The organism is Caulobacter sp. SL161, assembly GCF_026672375.1.
Lineage (GTDB): Bacteria > Pseudomonadota > Alphaproteobacteria > Caulobacterales > Caulobacteraceae > Caulobacter.
The window spans coordinates 475,485-492,595 of the sequence record NZ_JAPPRA010000001.1; the positions used below are offsets into that span (position 1 = coordinate 475,485).

19 protein-coding genes are annotated in these 17,111 nt (G+C 67.6%); 13 read left to right on the forward strand and 6 right to left on the reverse strand.

The window, feature by feature from the left end:
• The first annotated feature begins 60 nt into the window (after positions 1 to 60).
• The 4 genes from OVA11_RS02485 (at position 61) to OVA11_RS02500 (ending at position 2,695) form a co-directional block, all read left to right on the forward strand.
• On the forward strand, positions 61 to 711 hold the full coding sequence (locus OVA11_RS02485) for a trimeric intracellular cation channel family protein (protein WP_268065887.1): 651 nt from the start codon (positions 61 to 63) through the stop codon (positions 709 to 711).
• A gap of 225 nt (positions 712 to 936) precedes the next feature.
• Entirely contained in the window at positions 937 to 1,395 is a 459-nt protein-coding gene (locus tag OVA11_RS02490) for a tellurite resistance TerB family protein (RefSeq protein ID WP_268065889.1), read from the forward strand.
• Positions 1,392 to 1,574 (forward strand): hypothetical protein, encoded by a 183-nt coding sequence (locus OVA11_RS02495; protein ID WP_096054105.1) that lies wholly within the window; start codon positions 1,392 to 1,394, stop codon positions 1,572 to 1,574. The genes OVA11_RS02490 and OVA11_RS02495 overlap by 4 nt, the downstream gene beginning before the upstream one ends.
• Positions 1,575 to 1,684: 110 nt before the next feature.
• Complete coding sequence (locus OVA11_RS02500; RefSeq protein WP_268065891.1) at positions 1,685 to 2,695, forward strand: TerC family protein; 1,011 nt, start codon at positions 1,685 to 1,687, stop codon at positions 2,693 to 2,695.
• 178 nt (positions 2,696 to 2,873) lie between these two features.
• Here OVA11_RS02500 and OVA11_RS02505 read toward each other — a convergent pair whose 3' ends face one another.
• The 3 genes from OVA11_RS02505 to dapF are packed head-to-tail and all read right to left on the reverse strand — an operon-like array spanning position 2,874 to position 5,489.
• Positions 2,874 to 3,305 (reverse strand): GFA family protein, encoded by a 432-nt coding sequence (locus OVA11_RS02505; RefSeq protein WP_268065893.1) that lies wholly within the window; start codon positions 3,303 to 3,305, stop codon positions 2,874 to 2,876.
• A complete protein-coding gene (mtaB, locus tag OVA11_RS02510) occupies positions 3,302 to 4,633 on the reverse strand; it encodes a tRNA (N(6)-L-threonylcarbamoyladenosine(37)-C(2))-methylthiotransferase MtaB (protein WP_268065895.1) in 1,332 nt (443 codons plus the stop codon). Before mtaB ends, OVA11_RS02505 begins: the two co-directional genes overlap by 4 nt.
• A 4-nt stretch (positions 4,634 to 4,637) precedes the next feature.
• Positions 4,638 to 5,489: a diaminopimelate epimerase gene (gene dapF, locus OVA11_RS02515; RefSeq protein ID WP_268065897.1), complete on the reverse strand. Its 852-nt coding sequence runs from the start codon at positions 5,487 to 5,489 to the stop codon at positions 4,638 to 4,640.
• A 14-nt stretch (positions 5,490 to 5,503) separates the two neighbouring features.
• On the opposite strand from dapF, the gene OVA11_RS02520 reads away from it, so the two are divergent.
• The 3 genes from OVA11_RS02520 (at position 5,504) to OVA11_RS02530 (ending at position 11,127) form a co-directional block, all read left to right on the forward strand.
• A complete protein-coding gene (locus OVA11_RS02520) occupies positions 5,504 to 7,765 on the forward strand; it encodes a prolyl oligopeptidase family serine peptidase (RefSeq protein WP_268065899.1) in 2,262 nt (753 codons plus the stop codon).
• Positions 7,766 to 9,910 (forward strand): prolyl oligopeptidase family serine peptidase, encoded by a 2,145-nt coding sequence (locus OVA11_RS02525; RefSeq protein WP_268065901.1) that lies wholly within the window; start codon positions 7,766 to 7,768, stop codon positions 9,908 to 9,910.
• A gap of 131 nt (positions 9,911 to 10,041) precedes the next feature.
• Entirely contained in the window at positions 10,042 to 11,127 is a 1,086-nt protein-coding gene (locus OVA11_RS02530) for a GNAT family N-acetyltransferase (protein ID WP_268065904.1), read from the forward strand.
• A gap of 10 nt (positions 11,128 to 11,137) precedes the next feature.
• On the opposite strand, the gene OVA11_RS02535 is transcribed toward OVA11_RS02530, so the two are convergent.
• Positions 11,138 to 11,425: a DUF2218 domain-containing protein gene (locus OVA11_RS02535; RefSeq protein WP_268065908.1), complete on the reverse strand. Its 288-nt coding sequence runs from the start codon at positions 11,423 to 11,425 to the stop codon at positions 11,138 to 11,140.
• Between the two features lie 13 nt (positions 11,426 to 11,438).
• Positions 11,439 to 12,017 carry a PadR family transcriptional regulator gene (locus OVA11_RS02540; protein WP_268065911.1) on the reverse strand — a complete coding sequence of 193 codons (579 nt, stop codon included), beginning with the start codon at positions 12,015 to 12,017 and terminating at the stop codon, positions 11,439 to 11,441.
• On the opposite strand from OVA11_RS02540, the gene OVA11_RS02545 reads away from it, so the two are divergent.
• The 6 genes from OVA11_RS02545 to OVA11_RS02570 all read left to right on the forward strand — a co-directional run bounded on the left by OVA11_RS02545 (position 11,925) and on the right by OVA11_RS02570 (position 15,952).
• Positions 11,925 to 12,155 (forward strand): hypothetical protein, encoded by a 231-nt coding sequence (locus tag OVA11_RS02545; protein WP_268069019.1) that lies wholly within the window; start codon positions 11,925 to 11,927, stop codon positions 12,153 to 12,155. The genes OVA11_RS02540 and OVA11_RS02545 overlap by 93 nt on opposite strands.
• 156 nt (positions 12,156 to 12,311) lie before the next feature.
• The gene (locus OVA11_RS02550) at positions 12,312 to 13,172 is read left to right on the forward strand and encodes an MlaA family lipoprotein (RefSeq protein ID WP_268065913.1); all 861 of its coding nucleotides are present in this window, start codon (positions 12,312 to 12,314) and stop codon (positions 13,170 to 13,172) included.
• Positions 13,169 to 13,831: an MlaC/ttg2D family ABC transporter substrate-binding protein gene (locus OVA11_RS02555; RefSeq protein ID WP_010921520.1), complete on the forward strand. Its 663-nt coding sequence runs from the start codon at positions 13,169 to 13,171 to the stop codon at positions 13,829 to 13,831. The genes OVA11_RS02550 and OVA11_RS02555 overlap by 4 nt, the downstream gene beginning before the upstream one ends.
• Before the next feature lie 30 nt (positions 13,832 to 13,861).
• Positions 13,862 to 14,374 (forward strand): outer membrane lipid asymmetry maintenance protein MlaD, encoded by a 513-nt coding sequence (gene mlaD, locus OVA11_RS02560; RefSeq protein WP_268065916.1) that lies wholly within the window; start codon positions 13,862 to 13,864, stop codon positions 14,372 to 14,374.
• Between the two features lies 1 nt (position 14,375).
• On the forward strand, positions 14,376 to 15,185 hold the full coding sequence (locus tag OVA11_RS02565; RefSeq protein WP_268065919.1) for an MlaE family ABC transporter permease: 810 nt from the start codon (positions 14,376 to 14,378) through the stop codon (positions 15,183 to 15,185).
• Positions 15,182 to 15,952 (forward strand): ABC transporter ATP-binding protein, encoded by a 771-nt coding sequence (locus tag OVA11_RS02570; RefSeq protein ID WP_268065921.1) that lies wholly within the window; start codon positions 15,182 to 15,184, stop codon positions 15,950 to 15,952. The genes OVA11_RS02565 and OVA11_RS02570 overlap by 4 nt, the downstream gene beginning before the upstream one ends.
• Before the next feature lie 23 nt (positions 15,953 to 15,975).
• Here OVA11_RS02570 and OVA11_RS02575 read toward each other — a convergent pair whose 3' ends face one another.
• Positions 15,976 to 16,878, reverse strand: coding sequence for a hydrogen peroxide-inducible genes activator (locus OVA11_RS02575; protein ID WP_268065924.1), 903 nt, complete (start codon positions 16,876 to 16,878; stop codon positions 15,976 to 15,978).
• Positions 16,879 to 17,111: the final 233 nt, after the last annotated feature.

The following is a 17,111-nucleotide window of genomic DNA, read 5'->3' on the forward strand; positions in this document are numbered from 1 at the left end:
TAAATCGGGATTTAACGGTCGATGGTTAGCGCCGCGCTCTGACGCATGCGATGAAGGGGCATGGACTTGCAGCTTGACCCGCTCGGAACCGCGCTTTTCTGGCTCGACTACGCCGCTGCGGCGGTGTTCGGGGCAACCGGCGCCCTCGCGGCCGCCCGACGCAAGCATGACATCATCACCTTCGGATTTTTCGCCGCCATCACCGGCGTGGGCGGGGGCACGCTGCGCGACCTGCTGATCGGAGCCCCTGTGTTCTGGGTGCAGCGGCCGGGCTACATCCTGGCCTGTCTGGCCGCCGCCACCGTGGTCTGGTTGCTGGGCAAGCGCGGCTGGCGGTTCCGGGCCCTGCTCTGGCTGGACGCCCTGGGGATGGCCGCCTACGCCGTGGTGGGGACGGCCAAGGCGCTTGGGCTTGGCGTTCATCCGATCAGCGCTGTGGTGATGGGCGTGCTGACCACCGCTTTTGGCGGGGTCATTCGTGACGTGCTGGCTGAGGAACCGAACCTTCTGTTGCGTCGGGAAATCTACATCACCGCCGCGCTTCTGGGCGCGGGCGTGTTCGCGGCCCTCAAGCTTATGGGCGTCGCCTTCTGGCCCGCGGGCATCGCCGGCTTCATCGCCGCATTTGGCCTTCGCGCTTGCGCGATCCTGTTCGGATGGAGCCTTCCCGGGTTCGCCGAGGGCGAGGTTTCGGGCGATGTGCGGCAGTAGGTCGCAAAACACCCGCCTGTCGCCCAGGGTTTGCCCCTTGCGCTGGGCGCAGCTTCATCCAATATCTGATGTGCGGGCCGGGCCCCTCTGACGACCCTCGTGCTGAAAAGCGCGATCGTGATGTCGGACCGCGTCGGGTGCGCCCGGCGTTGGGTCCAAGGGTCAAGCCCCCCAGAACCCCGCCAACCCGGTGTCGGGCGCTCCCTCCAACAGAGGAGAGCAAACATGTCCCTGAACCCTATCCATGCCGCACGTGTGCGGATCGCTGAAACCTGGACCCCCGCCCAGCTTGACCAGCTCGACGCCCTTGTGGCCGTTTGCGCGCTCGTCGCTCGGGCCGACGGCTGGGTGACGCCTGACGAGCGCGAGCGGATGTTGGAGCGTATGCGTGGCCTGGCTGCCTTGGCCGTGTTCGGGCTCGACGACGCCCTGGAGGCGTTCGAAGCCCTGGAACGTCGCTTCGAGCAAGATCCGGAGGGCGCTCAGTTCGAGGCTGAGATCGCCATCCGACGCCTGCGCGGACGCGACGATGCGGCGCGGGCGGTGGTCAACGCCGCCTGTGTGGTCGCCGCCTCGGACGGTGGTTTTGACGCCGAGGAGCGGGATGTTCTGCTCCGGATCTGTAGCCTGCTGTCGCTGAGCCCGGTGCAGTTCGACCTTGTCGCCGAGCGAGGCCGACGATGAGAGTCGGAACCTCAATCCCTTCGAACTGGGTCGCGCTGCGGATGGCCCAGCAGACGTTCGTGCAGGCCGCGTCTCACGCCAGCCAGCCCACCGCCAAGCCCGTCACCGAGCCTGACCGTGTGGAACGCAGCCCGGCGCCCCGCCCGCTCACTGCGGGACGGCTGGACATCCGGGCCTAAGGCCAGCCCCTCATAGCGCGCCGCCCACCCAGCGGCGCGCTCACCCTTAAAAGGGCGAGACAGAAATCCGGGGGCGATCTGATCGCCGCCGCCTCGTCCCCCGCTGACGATTGAACGAGACCATGGAAATTCTAACCCAGCCGATCCTCGGCAAACCGCTCTGGATGTGGGCGGGCTTCATGTTGGCGGTGGTGGCCCTGCTCGCCTTCGACCTGGGTGTCCTGCACCGTAAGACCCGTGAGATCGGCGTGCGCGAAAGCCTGTTGATGTCGCTGGTCTATATCAGCCTGGGCCTGGGCTTCGGCGGCCTGGTCTGGATGCAGCTGGGCGCGACCGCCGGGGTCGAATACCTGACCGGCTTCGTGATCGAGAAAAGCCTGGCCATCGACAATGTCTTTGTCATCGCCCTGATCTTCGGCTTCTTCGCCATCCCTCCGGCCCTGCAGCACAGGGTGCTGTTCTGGGGCGTTCTGGGCGTGATCGTCCTGCGGGCCATCATGATCGGCGTCGGCGCGGCCCTGGTCAGCCAGTTCGGCTGGGTGCTGTATATCTTCGCCGCCTTCCTGATCCTGACCGGCGTGAAGATGCTGTTCGCGGGCGACAAGCCCATGGACCTGAACAACAACGCGGCGCTGAAATGGCTGCGTCGCGTCATGCCGATCAGCGACAAGCTGGAAGGCGACCGCTTCTTCGTTCAGGGCGTCGACCCGCGCACCGGCAAGACCGCCCGCCTGGCCACCCCGCTGTTCCTGGCCCTGGTGCTGGTGGAGCTGGCCGACCTGGTCTTCGCCGTCGACTCGGTGCCGGCCATCTTCGCCATCACCACCGACCCCTACATCGTCTACACCTCGAACATCATGGCGATCCTGGGCCTACGGGCGCTGTACTTCGCCCTGGCGGCGGTGCTGCACCGCTTCGCCTACCTCAAGCAGGCCCTGGCCGTGCTGCTGGTGTTCATCGGCGGCAAGATCTTCATCGCCGACGCCCTGGGCTGGGAGAAGTTCCCCGCCGCCCTGTCGCTGTCGATCACCTTCGCCATCCTGGCGGCCGGCGTCGGCTGGTCGCTGTGGAAAACCCGCAACGCGCCCGCCCTTCCGGGGGCGCCCGGCGCAAGCGCCTAAACGCTGGCCCGGTCTGCCGGGCGATCTGAAGAAGAACCGGGTCGGACCCTGTCCGGCCCGGTTTTTTCATGGCTGTAGCGCGGGAATGTGGACCCTGCAGAAGGCCTGCGAGAATCCTTTTGCCCAAGGGCTGAAGGTCGCTACGACGAATTCCGCCTTCGGGACCAAGGGGCGGCCCTCAAGTGTCGTGGTCAGGGTGCTGGCGCGACGTCACCGCACCGCCCGGCCCCATCGGCGGCCGCACCGGCATCTGCGCCAGGTGATCCATCCAGGTCGGCCGGCCCTCGACGGCCAGCTGAACCCCGGGCTCAACCGCTGACGGATCGTCGAAAGCGAAAACCGCCAGGTCGATCTTGCTGTCGCTCCACTCGAAGGTCAGGGGCGTGCCGCAGGCGGCGCAGAAGCCGCGCCTGATCTGATCCGAACTCTGAAAATGGGCCGGGGCGCCGCGCGTCCAGGTCAGATCCGCGACCTCCACCGTCACCAGCGCCCCGAACGGGCCGGCGAAAGCCTTCTGGCACATGCGGCAATGGCAGATCGAGGCGCGGCCGGGTTCTCCCTCGACCCGAAAGCGGACGGCGCCGCACTGGCACCCGCCGCTCAAGCTCACGGCGTCAGCTCGGCGATCACCCGCGCGCCGTCATGGCCGGTGACGCGGAAGGCCAGGATCTGGCCCGAGGGCGCTTCGCCCATAAAGGCGATCTCGGTGAAGTCCTCGGCCCGGGCCACGCCGTCGCGCTCGACCAGTCCGGAGAGCACGCGGCCGACCTGGCGCTGAAGGTGGCGTTCCAGGCCGCGCTGCCCGGCTTCCCGCAGGCGGCGGGCGCGGTCCTTGATCACCGGCCCCTTGACCGGCGGCATCCGCGCGGCCGGAGTTCCGGGGCGGGCGCTGTAGGGGAAGACGTGCAGGAAGGCCAGGCCCGCCTCCTCGACCAGCTTGAGGGTGTTCTCAAAGGCCTCGTCAGTCTCGGTGGGGAAGCCCGCGATCAGGTCGGCGCCGAAGGCGGTGTCGGGGCGCACGCGGCGCACCTCGGCCACCAGTTTCAACGCGTCCTCGCGGCTGTGGCGGCGCTTCATCCGCTTGAGGATCAGGTTATCGCCCGCCTGCAACGACAGATGCAGATAGGGCATCAGCCGCGGCTCGGTTTCGAGCAGCTTGAAGAGATCCGGATCGATTTCCGCCGCGTCGATCGAGGACAGGCGCAGACGCGGCAGGTCCGGAACCATGCGCAGGATGCGGCCGACCAGCTGGCCCAGCGTCGGCTGGCCCGGCAGGTCCGCGCCCCAGGAGGTGACGTCGACGCCGGTCAGGACGACCTCGCGATAGCCCTCGGCGGCCAGTTTGCGGACCTGTTCGACGACCTCGCCGGCCGGAGCCGAGCGCGAGTTTCCCCGGCCATAGGGGATGATGCAGAAGGTGCAGCGGTGGTCGCAGCCGTTCTGCACCTCGACATAGGCGCGGGCCCGGTCCTTCAGGCCGTCGATCAGGTGACCGGCGGTCTCCTTGATCGACATGATGTCGTTGACCCGCACGCGGGTGGAGGTGTCGGTCAGGGCGCCGGGGGCAGCCTTTTCGGCATTGCCCAAAACGAGATCGACCTCGGGCATGGCGGCGAAGGCGGCGGGATCCACCTGAGCGGCGCAGCCGGTGACGATGATCCGGGCGCCCGGCCGCTCGCGCCGCGCCTTGCGGATCGCCTGGCGAGCCTGGCGCACGGCCTCGTTGGTCACCGCGCAGGTGTTGAACACCACCGCGTCCGACAGACCGTCCGCCGAAGCGCGCGCGCGCATGGCCTCGCTCTCATAAGCGTTCAGCCGGCAGCCGAAGGTGACGACGTCGACGCCGTCCGACCCCGACAGCGTGGTCGCAGGACCGCCCTCCTCGCCCGCTGCGGGCGGAGACTTCGGGGTCGCCTTGATGACGGTGTAGCTGGTCATGGCCTCAAGCCGCGACCAGCTCCGGCAGCTTGCCGGCGTATTCCATGGTGATCGGGCCCGTCATGATCACGTGGCCGTCGCTCTCGCGCCATTCGATGGTCAGCGACCCGGTGTCGAACTCGACCCGCGCCTTGCGATCGGTCAGGCCGCGACGCACGGCGGCGACCTGAGCGGCGCAGGCGCCGGTGCCGCAGGCCTGGGTGAGGCCCGCGCCACGCTCCCAGACCTTCAGCCGGATATGGTCGCGGCTGGCGATGTGGGCGAAGCCGACATTGACGCCTTGCGGGAACAGCGGGTGATGCTCGACGAGGCTGCCCGTGCCGCGCGCGAAGTCGTCGGTGACCGGCGCGTCGACGAAGAACACCACATGCGGATTGCCCATCGAGACGCAGACCGGCGTGTGGACCAGCGGCGCGTCGATCGGACCGACCTGCAGCTCCACGCGTTCGGTGTTCATCTCCTCGGAGAGGGGGATCTGGGTCCAGTCGAGACCGGGCGGACCCATGTCGACCGTCACCAGCTTGTCGCCGGCCGCAACGCCCGACAGGCGCCCAGCTACGGTGTCGAAGGCCACCGCGTCCTTGCCGGCCGACTGCATCAGGAGCCAGGCGACGCAGCGCGTGCCGTTGCCGCAGGCGCCGGCTACTTCCCCGTCCGCGTTCCAGAACCGGACATAGGCCGACGCGCCCTCGGCCCTGGGCGGATCGATGGCGATGACCTGGTCGCAGCCGATCCCTCCGTCCCGTTTGGCGATCGCACGGATCTGCTCAGGGGTCGGATCGAAGCTTTCGGTCAGGGTCTGGACGACGACGAAGTCGTTGCCCAACCCGTTCATCTTCAGGAAGGTGCGGCTCATGGCCGGGCTATATAGTGGAAAAGCCGCGCCAAGTCAGGGGACGCGGCGACGCGGGGCATGATCGCCCACGCTCGGGCCGTTTCCCGGTTCAAGACGTTCGAAAAGTGGGCTGGCGCGCGACGGAATGTTCGATACCGTCCCCAGCCATGATGACGCTCCGCCACGGCTCGGCCGCCGCTCTCGCCCTTGTCCTCCTGGCCTCCGGCTCCGCGCGAGCCCAGGAGACCGACCCGCACCTGGCCCTCGAGGCCGTCGAAAGCCCTGAAGCCCTCGCCTGGGTGAAGGCCGAGAACGACAAGACCCTGCCGCTGCTCTCCAGCGATCCGCGTTTCGTGGGCCTGCAGGCCGAGGCCCTGAAGATCCTGGCCGCCAAGGACCGGATCGCCATGCCCAACTTCGTCGGCAAGACGGTGTTCAACTTCTGGCAGGACGCGACCCATGTGCGCGGCGTCTGGCGGCGCACCAGCCTTGAGTCCTACAAGTCCGCAACCCCCCAGTGGGAGACGGTGATCGACCTCGACGCCCTGGCCGCCGCCGAGGGCAAGAACTGGATCTGGAAGGGCGCCGACTGCCGGCCCAAGACCCACGATCGCTGCCTCGTGAACCTGTCCAACGGCGGCAAGGACGCGGTCACGGTCCGCGAGTTCGATCTTGCGACCAAGAGCTTCGTCGATCCGGCGGCGGGCGGCTTTGTCCTGCCCGAGAGCAAGCAGTCGATCGAGTGGCTGGACCCCGACACCCTGATCCTGACCCGCGACTGGGGTCCGGGCACGACCACCGACAGCGGCTACGGCATGGTCATCAAGACGCTGAAGCGCGGTCAGGCCCTGGACCAGGCGGTCGAGGTCTATCGCGGCCAGAAGGGCGACGTCTCGGTGCGGCCCAACGTGATCCGCGACGCCAAGGGCAACCGCGTCGTCCTGATCGAGCAGGCGACCGACTTCTTCAACAGCCTCTATTTCGAGTGGACCCCCAAGGGTCTGGCGCAACTTCCCCTGCCCAAGCAGGGCGGCGTGATCGGCATGCTGGACGGCGCTCTCGTCGTGAAGACCGAAGAGCCCTGGACCTTCGCCGGGGTCACCATCCCCGCCGGCAGCCTGGCCCTGGCCACACCCGAGCGCCTGCGCCCGGGCGGCGAGATCGTGACGTCAAATGGCTGCAATCCTTGCGCGATCCTGTCGCCGGGGCCGCGCCAGTCGATCGCCCAGGCCACGGTCACCGACAACCGCGTGGTCGCCGTCGTCTATGACAACGTCCGGGGCTCGCTGGTCAGCCTGGAAAACCGGGGCGAGCGCGGGGTGGTCAAGACCAACCTGCCCGTCATCGACAACGCCGCCGTCACCCTGGGCTCGCATTCGGACGAGGGCGATCTTGTCTTCTACACCGACGAGGGCTTTGCGACCCCGACCCAGCTCAAGCTGGCCGACGCCACGGGAACCACCGCCCAGACGGTCAAGGCCCTGCCCGCCCAGTTCGACGCCAGCAAGCTCGAAGTCGAACAGAAGGTCGCCACCTCCAAGGACGGGACCAAGATCCCCTATTTCCTGATCCATCCGAAAGGTCACAAGCACGACGGCAAGAACCCGACGCTGCTGCACGCCTATGGCGGCTTCAACCTGTCGAAGCTGCCCGTCTATGACCCGCTGATCGGCAAGCTGTGGCTGGAGCGCGGCGGCAGCTACGCCGTGGCCAATATCCGGGGCGGCGGCGAGTTCGGTCCGGCCTGGCACCAGGCGGCGCTGAAGGCCAATCGCCAGCGGGCCTATGACGACTATTTCGCCGTGGCCGAAGACCTGATCGCCAAGAAGATCACCTCGCCCCGCCATCTAGGCGCCTATGGCCGCTCGAACGGCGGCCTCTTGATGGGCGTGGCCATGACCCAGCGGCCCGACCTCTGGAACGCGGTGATCGTCGAAAGCCCGCTGCTGGACATGATCCGCTACACCCAGCTGCCCGCCGGGGCCTCATGGATCGGCGAGTACGGCGATCCGGCCATCCCGGCCGAACGCGCCTGGATCGAGGCCTACAGCCCCTATCAGAAGCTGAAGGCCGGCGTGAAATATCCGCTGGCCTACATCACGACCTCGACCAAGGACGACCGCGTCCATCCGGGCCACGCGCGCAAGTTCGCCGCGCGCCTGGACGACCTGAAGGTCGATAACCTCTATTTCGAGAACACCGACGGCGGCCACGCCAACGGGGCCGATCCCAAGGCCAACGCCCGCCGCTGGGCCCTGCACTACACCTACCTGTCGCGCCAGTTGATGGATCACTAAATGCGTAAGTCGCTGCTTGCCCTCCTCGCCACCACGAGTCTGATGACCCTGACCCCCGCGATCGCCGCCGACACCGCAAAGCCCGCCGCCGAGGCCCGCACGCCCCTGTCGGAGCTGGGCAAGGACGATCCGTATCTCTGGATGGAGGAGATCGAGGGGACGCGTGCGATGGACTGGGCCAAGGCCCAGAACGCCCGCTCGCTGCCCGTGCTGCAGGGTGACGCGCGCTACGCCGACCTGGAAGCCAAGGCCCTGGCCATCCTCAACGCCAAGGACCGGGTGCCCGGCGTGTCGTTCGCGGGCGATGGTTCCCTGCGCAACTTCTGGCAGGACAAGGATCATGTTCGGGGGATCTGGCGTAGAACGACGCTGGACAGCTACCGCACCGCCGAGCCCGCCTGGGAAACGATCCTCGACATCGACGCCCTGACCAAGGCCGAGAACGCCAACTGGGTGTTCAAGGGCGCCAGCTGCCTGCCGCCGGACGACACCCGCTGCCTCATCACCCTGTCGAACGGCGGCAAGGACGCCGTGACGGTCCGCGAGTTCGACACCACCACCAAGAGCTTCGTCCCCGGCGGCTTCGAACTGCCGGAGGGCAAGCAGAACTACACCTGGCTGGACAAGGACACCCTGCTGGTCGGTCGCGAATGGACGCCGGGCGAGCTGACCAAGTCGGGCTACGCCTATGTCCTGAAAGCGCTCAAGCGCGGGCAGCCCCTGGATCAGGCCAAGGAAGTCTTCCGCGGCGTCGAGACCGACGTTTCGGTCAGCCCGTTCGTGCTGCGTGACGCCGACGGGAAGGCCGTCGCGGTCATGGCCACGCGTGGCGTCACCTTCTTCGAGAGCGAGACCTATCTGATCGAGGGCGACAAGCCCGTCAAACTCGACCTGCCGCTGAAGAGCTCGATCCAGGGCTATGTCGACGGCCAGATGGTCGTCCTGATGGAGCAGGACTGGCCGGCGAAGGGCTTCAAGGTCGGCGACCTGATCAGCTTCGATCTGGCCAAGCTGAAAGCGGCCCCGGACAAGGCTGTGGCCACGCTGGTGCTGCGCCCCACGGCCCGCCAGTCGGTCGAGCAGGTCCAGACCACCCGCACCAAGCTGGTCGTCGGCATGCTCGACAACGTCAAGGGCGCGGCCAAGGTGTTCACCCACGGGCCCAAGGGCTGGACCGCCACGAGCCTGGACCTGCCGGCCAACAGCGCGATCGGTCTGGGCTCGTCCGACGACAAGGGTGAGCGCCTGTTCGTCACCGTCACCGGCTATCTGACGCCGACCACCTTCTGGCTGGCCGACGCCGGCTCGCTGAAGCTGGAGCAGATCAAGGCCTCGCCGGCCCGCTTCGACGCCTCGACCCACGTGGTCGAACAGTTCGAGGCGACCAGCACGGACGGAACCAAGGTCCCCTACTTCGTCGTGCGGCCGAAGGACGTGAAATACGACGGCTCGGCGCCGACCCTGCTCTACGCCTATGGCGGCTTCCAGGTGCCCCTCACGCCGGGCTATTCGGGTGTGATGGGCAAGCTGTGGCTGGAGCGCGGCGGCGTCTATGTGGTGGCCAATATCCGGGGCGGCGGCGAGTTCGGTCCGGCCTGGCACGCGGCCGGCCTCAAGGAGAACCGCCAGAAGGTCTATGACGACTTCTTCGCCGTCTCGCAGGACCTGATCACCCGCAAGATCACCTCGCCCCGGCGTCTGGGCATCATGGGCGGATCGAACGGTGGTCTTCTGATGGGCGTCGCCTTGACCCAGCGGCCCGAGCTCTACAACGCCGTCGTCGTGCAGGTGCCGCTGTTCGACATGATCCGCTACAGCCAGCTCAGCGCCGGCGCTTCGTGGGTGGGCGAATACGGCGATCCGGCCATTCCGTCGGAACGCGCCGTCATCGCCAAGTACGACCCCTATTCCAACCTCAAGGCCGGCCAGAAGTATCCCGAGGTGTTCATCGAGACCTCGACCAAGGACGACCGCGTCCACCCCGCCCACGCCCGCAAGGCCGCCGCGCGGCTGATGGAGCTGGGCTATCCGGTGCTCTACTACGAGAACATCGACGGTGGTCACGCGGGGGCCGCCAACCTGGCGGAGACGGCGCGTCGGCAGGCCCTGGAGTATGTCTATCTGACGCGCAGGCTGATGGACTGACACGGCTGGCCGCCGCTCGCCCTTAAGGAGAGGCGAGCGGCGCCAAACCGCGCAGAGCGGCGTCCCGTCAACCCTAAGGCAATCTCTCGGCGTCAGAGTGCTGTCCGACTCTTCTGTCGGACTGGCCCATTTTGCTCATCGAAATCGTCAAAGCGCTGGAACTTTCGGACGCCGATGTCGCGCGGTGGACGCAGCTGCAGCACGGCCAGACGCGGCTCGATTCTCCGTTCCTTTCACCCCAGTGGACCCTGTCTGTCGCACGCGCCCAGGGCGACAAGGGCGACCAGGTCAAGGTCGCGATCCAGCGGGGCCCCGAGGGCGAGGCTCTGGCCTTCCTGCCGGTGCGGGTGCGTCAGGACGTGGCCATGCCTGTGGGCGCGCCGATGTGCGATTATCAGGCCCTGATCTCCGCGCCCGGCGTGACCATGGACCCGCGCGACCTGCTGCACGCGCTCGGCGTGGGTCGGATCGACTTTTGCCATATGATGGCTGACGATGAGACGCTGGGTCGCCATGCGCGCGGCCAGACCGACAGCTGGGTCGTCGAAACACCCGACGGCTACGAAGCCTATGCCGCGGAGCGCAAGGCCGCGGGTGTCGGCGTACTCAAGGATATCGACAAGAAGCGCCGCAAAGCCGAGCGCGAAGTCGGTCCCTGCCGTTTCACCGCAATGTCGGAGAGCCGGGCGGCGTTCGATCAGCTGATCGCCTGGAAGCGGGTCCAGTTGCTGCTGACCCACCAGACCGACCTCTTCAAGGCGCCGTGGGTCAACAAGCTGCTGGATGATCTGTTCGCGCGCCGCGACACCGATTTTGGCGGGGCGCTCTACACCCTGCATCTGGGCGAGCGCCTCGCGGCCGTTCACTTCCACCTTCGTGGCGAGCACACCATCCACGGCTGGCTGATCGCCCACAATCCCGACCTCGAGCGCTATTCGCCGGGCATGATGCTGTTCCAGGACATCCTGAAGAGCATGGACGGAACGCCGTACATGCGGCTGGATCTCGGAACCGGCGACTACCGCTTCAAGCGCGAGCTCTCCAACGCCCAGCAGCGCGTGGTGTTCGGCTTCCTGGGCTCGCCCTCGATGCCGAGCCTTGTCCGCCACGCGGTCTACGGTGTCCGCAGTGTGGCCGAGGCCCTGCCGCTGGGGCGTATCTCGGAGCTTCCCGGCAAGGCGATGCGACGCATCGACCTGCTGCGCGGACTGCACTGACGTCTAGGCGTCACGCCTCCCGCGTCCATCCGTATTTAAGCTCGCCCTCCCGAAAGGCGAAGCGGTCCAGGTGCTTGGCCACCACGTCTTCAAGCCTGGCGAGGCCCTCCTGGTCGGCGGCCTCGACGGTGATGTCGAGACTGTCCGCGTGGGCCGTCATGCGACAGAGGCCGGGCGGCAGCGGAAAATGGGCCGAGGTCTCGTCGTAGCGGACCTCGAACTTGTGACTCCAGTGCTTGGCGAGCTGGGTCATGTAGCGGGCCGCCTTGTCGGTGGCGACGCGAGCGTGGCTTTCCATCTTTGCTTGCTCCTCAGAGGGTCTCGATGGCCGCTGCGGCGTCATCGAGCGCCTTGGCGATGCCGGCGATCTGCTGGGCCGTCAGCTGGCCGCCGTGCAGCTTGAGCCGAAGAGCGGTCTTCAGGTTCTCACGCGCCCGCAGGATCTGCGGCGAGAACGCGGCGCTGGTCGAAGCGGCCTCGGCCATGCGCTCGAACAGCGAGCGCACAGGCTGTTCGTTGCTGACCAGGAACGCCTCGCCTTCCGGCGTGATCGTATAAAGCTTCTTGCCGCCGCCGGCCTCACTGGCGACGACATAGCCCAGCTCCTCGAGCAGGGTCAGGGTCGGATAGACCACGCCAGGGCTGGGGGTATAGGCGCCTCCCGCCGCCGTCTCGATCGCCTTGATCAGTTCGTAGCCGTGGCTGGGCTTGTCGGCGATCAGCTTGAGAACCACCAGACGCAGGTCGCCGTGGTCGAAGAAGCGGCCCATGCGTCCGCCGCGCCCCCGGGGCCCGTGATGGTGACCGTGGAAGCCAAACGGATGCCGACCGTGATGCTGGCCCCCGTGGCCACCCCACACGCTGCGGTGGGAATGATGTCGTCCAAACATGTTTTAGATCCTGTTTCGTTATATCGGAATTACAGATATATCGAAAACGGCGATCGTCAAGAGCGCATTTCGATATATCTAAATATGCTGAGGCTCGACGGGCGCGGCGCCGGCGCCACGCTTGCCGACAAACCGTGAAGCCCCCGCGCCCAAGGGGTTCCAGTGCGCCGATGGGTGGATCACATCGTAAGGCTCGCGGCGGGCGTGACTGAGTCGCGCGACGCCGAAGCGATTTGCGCTCAAGCGTAAGCGAAATAGTCGGCCTTATCTTGATACGGAGGGCGTCGTGAATACATGGCGCCTATGAGAAGCAGGAGCATCCGCTTGCGCGACCCGTCCCAGAGCGCGCGCCCACAAGGGTTCCGACGCCACCTCGCCGTCGGCGCCCTGGCGGCCGCTGGCCTTCTGGCGGCGGCGCCGAACGCGCAGGCGCAAGCCGAGCCTGCACCGCTCGCTTCGGCCGGTCCGGCCGCCAATGACCCCCTGGAGGGCTTCAACCGGGCCTCGTTCAAGCTCGGCATGGGACTGGACCGTGCACTGCTGGCGCCGATCACTCACGGTTATATGGCGGTGACGCCGCGCGTCGTCCGCGACCGGGTCAGCTTGGTCATCTACAATATGGGCGAGCCGAACACGGTGATGAACCAGGTTCTCCAGGGCAAGCCGCGTCAGGCCGTGCGCTCGAGCACCCGTTTTGTCGTCAACTCCACGGTCGGCGTGGCGGGCCTGTTCGACGTCGCCGCCAAGATGGGCCTGCCGCCGCGCGGCGCCGATTTCGGCCAGACCTTCGGCCGCTGGGGCGCAGGTCCCGGAGCCTATATCTACGTGCCCCTGATGGGCCCCTTGAACGTTCGCGACGGCGTCGGCCGCGCGCTCGATATCGTCACTGACCCGGTCTCGCTGTTCGTGGGCGGCTTGGACACCGACTTCGGTCGGGCCCGCACGGCGATCACCGTGGTCGACCTGCGCGCCACGACAGACTCCGCATACGAGGCGCTGAAGGACGCGTCCGACCCGTACGTCACCACCCGCTCCGCCTACGCGCAGTATCGTGAGGCCTTCGTCCGCGAAGCCACCGGCGAGCGCGAAGCGCTCCCTGATTTCGATGCGCCGCCGTCCGAACCGAACACCTCATCGGCGACGCCCAATCCATGACCCTCCCCGGTAACACTATGCGAAACACCTCCATCACCCGCCGCGGCGCCAGCGTCGCGGCTTTGGCGTTCTTCGGCGCCGCGCTTTCCGCCGCCTCGCCGGCCCTGGCCCAGAGCGGCGCGCGCGACCCGGCCGCCGAAGCCTTCGTTCAGACCAAGGCCCAGCGCGTGATCAGCGTGCTGGCCAGCAAGAGCATGAGCGAAGCGCAGAAGAAGCAGGTCTTCCATCAGGCCGTGGACGAACTGGCCGACGTGCCGCGGATCACCAACTTCGTGCTGGGCAAGTACGCCCGGACGATCACGCCGGAGCAGCGGGCCCGTTTCACGCCGGTGTTTCGGACCTATGCCGAGAACGTCTACCAGAGCCGCATCAGTGACTATCGCGGCGAACAGCTGAAGGTGACCGGCTCGGTGGTCCGCAAGCCCGGCGACGTGATCGTCAACACCGTGGTCGCCGGCGGTCAGCTGAGCCAGCCGGTGCCGGTCTCGTGGCGCGTGCTGAACAGTGGCGGCGCCTGGAAGGTGGTCGATGTCCAGTTCAAGGGAATCTGGTTGGCGATCACTCAGCAGCAGGACTTCGTGTCGACGATCGACAACGCCGGCGGCAACATCGACGTGCTGATCAACCAGCTTCAGAAGGGCGGCTCGGGTCGTCGCTAGGCGGGACCCGGACTGGAAGGACAACGGCATATGGCATTGCGCGAACAATGGGCCGAAACGGCCATGGGCGTCGTCGTCCTCGCCCTGACGGCGGGGTTCCTGACCTATTCGCTGAGCGTCGGCGGCGTTCACATGAAGCGCGGCGACTATGAGATCAGCGCCAAGTTCGGTGAGGCCGGTTCGCTGGCGCCGGGGGCGGCGGTCACCGTGGCCGGCGTCAAGGTCGGCACGGTCTCGGAGGTCACGCTGGAGCCCAAGACCTATCTGGCGGTGGCCAAGCTGAGCATCGACCCGACCGTCAAGCTGCCCGCCGATTCCACCGCCAAGATCACCAGCGACGGCCTCTTGGGCGGCGCCCATGTGGCCATCGCGCCCGGCGCATCGCTCGAAGACCTGAAGGCCGGCGGCGAGATCGAGAACACCCAAGGCGCGGTCGACATCTTCGGCCTGATCGGCTCGGTGATCCGGCCGCAGGGCGGCGGGGCGGCGACCTCTGAGCCCGCGGCGGCCAATCCGGCCACCCAGCCGGCCGAGAGCTACTGACATGACCGCGGCCGAGGCGGCCCGGCGGGTCGCCACCCATCCCATCCAGGCCTTGGGGCGCTCGACCCTGGCCGCCGTGCGCATGGTCGGCGCGGTCGGCGTGTTCGCCGTGCGCGGCGTCATCGCCGCCCTGACGCCAATCTGGTTCGTCAGCCAGTTGCGCCGGCAGATCGTGGCGATCGGCTTCTTCTCTTTGCCGGTCGTGGGCCTGACGGCGGTGTTCACCGGCGCGGCCCTAGCGCTGAACATCTTCACCGGCGGGGGCCGGTTCAACGCCGAGCAGGTCATGCCGCAGATCGTCGCTCTGGGCATCACGCGCGAGCTGGGCCCCGTGCTGGCCGCGCTGATGCTGGCCGGCCGGGTTTCGGCGGCCATCGCCGCCGAGATCGGCGCCATGCGGGCGACCGAGCAGATCGACGCCATGCGCACCCTGTCGACCGACCCGTTCCGCTATCTGGTCGCGCCCCGCCTGCTGGCGGCGGTGCTGACCTTGCCGCTGCTCACCGCCGTGGCTGACATCATCGGCATCGCCGGCGGCTGGCTGGTGGCCACGCGGGTGCTGGAGTTCAATCCGACCGTCTATATCCGCAACACCATCGACTTCCTTGAGAGCTGGGACATCATCTCGGGCCTGATCAAGGCGGCGGTGTTCGGCTTCATCGTGGCCCTGATGGGTTGCTATCACGGCTACAACGCCTCGGGCGGCGCGCGCGGCGTCGGCCGGGCCACGACCCACGCGGTGGTCTCCTCGGCGATCCTGATCTTCGCCTCGGACTATCTCCTGACCACCCTTTTCACGCACATGTCATGACGAGCCAGGTTCCGAAACTCGCCTGGAAGGGCGTCACCAAGCAGTTCGGGGATCGCAAGGTCCTCGACCAGCTCGACCTGTCCGTCGCCCCCGGCCGTTCGCTGGTCATCATCGGCGGTTCGGGCCAGGGCAAATCGGTCACGATCAAGACCGCGCTGGGCCTGCTGCGCCCGGAAGCCGGGGCCATCGAACTGGACGGCAAGAACGTCGTTGGCCTGTCTGAGACCCAGCGCCGCAAGCTGTTCTCGCGCATCGGTGTGCTGTTCCAGGGCGCGGCGCTGTTCGACAGCCTCTCCGTCTGGGAGAATATCGCGTTCCGTCTGATCAACGCCGACGGCGTCCCTCGCCGCCAGGCGCGCGAGCGGGCGATCGAGGCGCTGGAGCAAGTGCGGCTGTCGCCCGACGTCGCCAACCGGTTTCCATCCGAGCTTTCGGGCGGGATGCAGAAACGCGCCGGCCTGGCCCGCGCCGTGGTGGCCCAGCCGGAGATCCTGTTCTTCGACGAGCCCACCACGGGCCTGGATCCGATCACGGCGGCGGCGATCAACCAGCTGATCTCCGACCAGGTGCGTCGCCTGGGCTCGACGGCGGTGTCGATCACCCACGACCTGGCCTCGGCCCAGACGATCGGCGACGAGATCGCCATGCTGCACGGCGGCAAGATCATCTGGCGCGGTCCGGCCGCCGAGCTGGCCACCACCAGTAATCCGTATGTCCGCCAGTTCGTGGAGGGCCGGGCCGAGGGCCCGATCTCGCACACCCACTGAGGGGCTTGCGCCCTAAGGCGGCGTCAGACCGCCTGCCTCAAGGTGTCGGCCAGCAGGCGTCCCTCGACGCCCCGGCTGGAGCCTGCGCGCCAGGCCACGACGATCTCGCGGCTGGGATGGGCGGTCGCCAGGGGACGAACCGTGACGGCAGCCTTGTCGGTCAGGCCCGCCTGCACCGCCATCTTGGGCAGGAACGAGACGCCCAGGCCCGAACCGATCATCTGCACCAGGGTCGGCAAGGACGTGGCCGCGAAGGTCTCCTCCTCGCCGACGCCGCGCGGCGGCTCCAGGCCGCAGGCCGCCAGGGCGTGGTCGCGCAGGCAGTGGCCGTCCTCCAGCAGGATCAGATCCTCACCGGCCAGGCTGTCGGGGTCCACCTGGGTCGAGGCGGCCATCGGGTGATTGGCGGGCGCGGCGGCCAGCAGCTCATCATCCTCGACATGGGCCCAGTCGAGACCGCTCATGTCGTAGGGCAGCGCGATCAGCGCCGCGTCCAGCGCGCCGGTCTTCAGGGCGCTGATCAGGCGATGGGTCAGGTCCTCGCGCAGAAACAGCTTCAGCTTGGGAAAGCGGTCGCGCAGCACGGGCAGCGCGCGCGGCAGCAGATAGGGCGCCACGGTCGGGATCACGCCCAGCCGGAACCGTCCGGCCAGCGGCTGGCCCGCGCCCCGGGCGGCCTGCACCAGGTCCTCGGCCCGGGCCAGGATATCCTCGGCCCGTCGCACAGCCTCCTGGCCGGCGGCGGTGAGGATCACCCCGGACCGCGCCCGGTCGACGACCGGCGCGCCCAGGATCTTCTCCAGCTCCTGGATACCGGCCGACAGGGTCGGCTGGGTGACGTGCGCGTTCTCGGCGGCGCGGCTGAATGAACCGTGCTCGGACAGGAGCTTCAGGTACTGGAGTTGGCGGAGCGTGGGCAGAAGCATGGTCCGACATATAGGACAGGTCTATTAAATTTCAAAAAACTATCGATTGGACCAAAGCTTGGCGGCGAGGCTAGTGTCGAGGTGTCGAAGCGTCCGGTGATTGTCTCCCCCACCCCGCCCCGGATGTCCGGCGTCTCCCGGTCCGACCGCCCCCTCTCGCGCGGCGCGGACCGGGACGAACGCGCCGCGCGATGTTATCTCGTCACGCTCCATATGTTTGATGTGGGGCCATG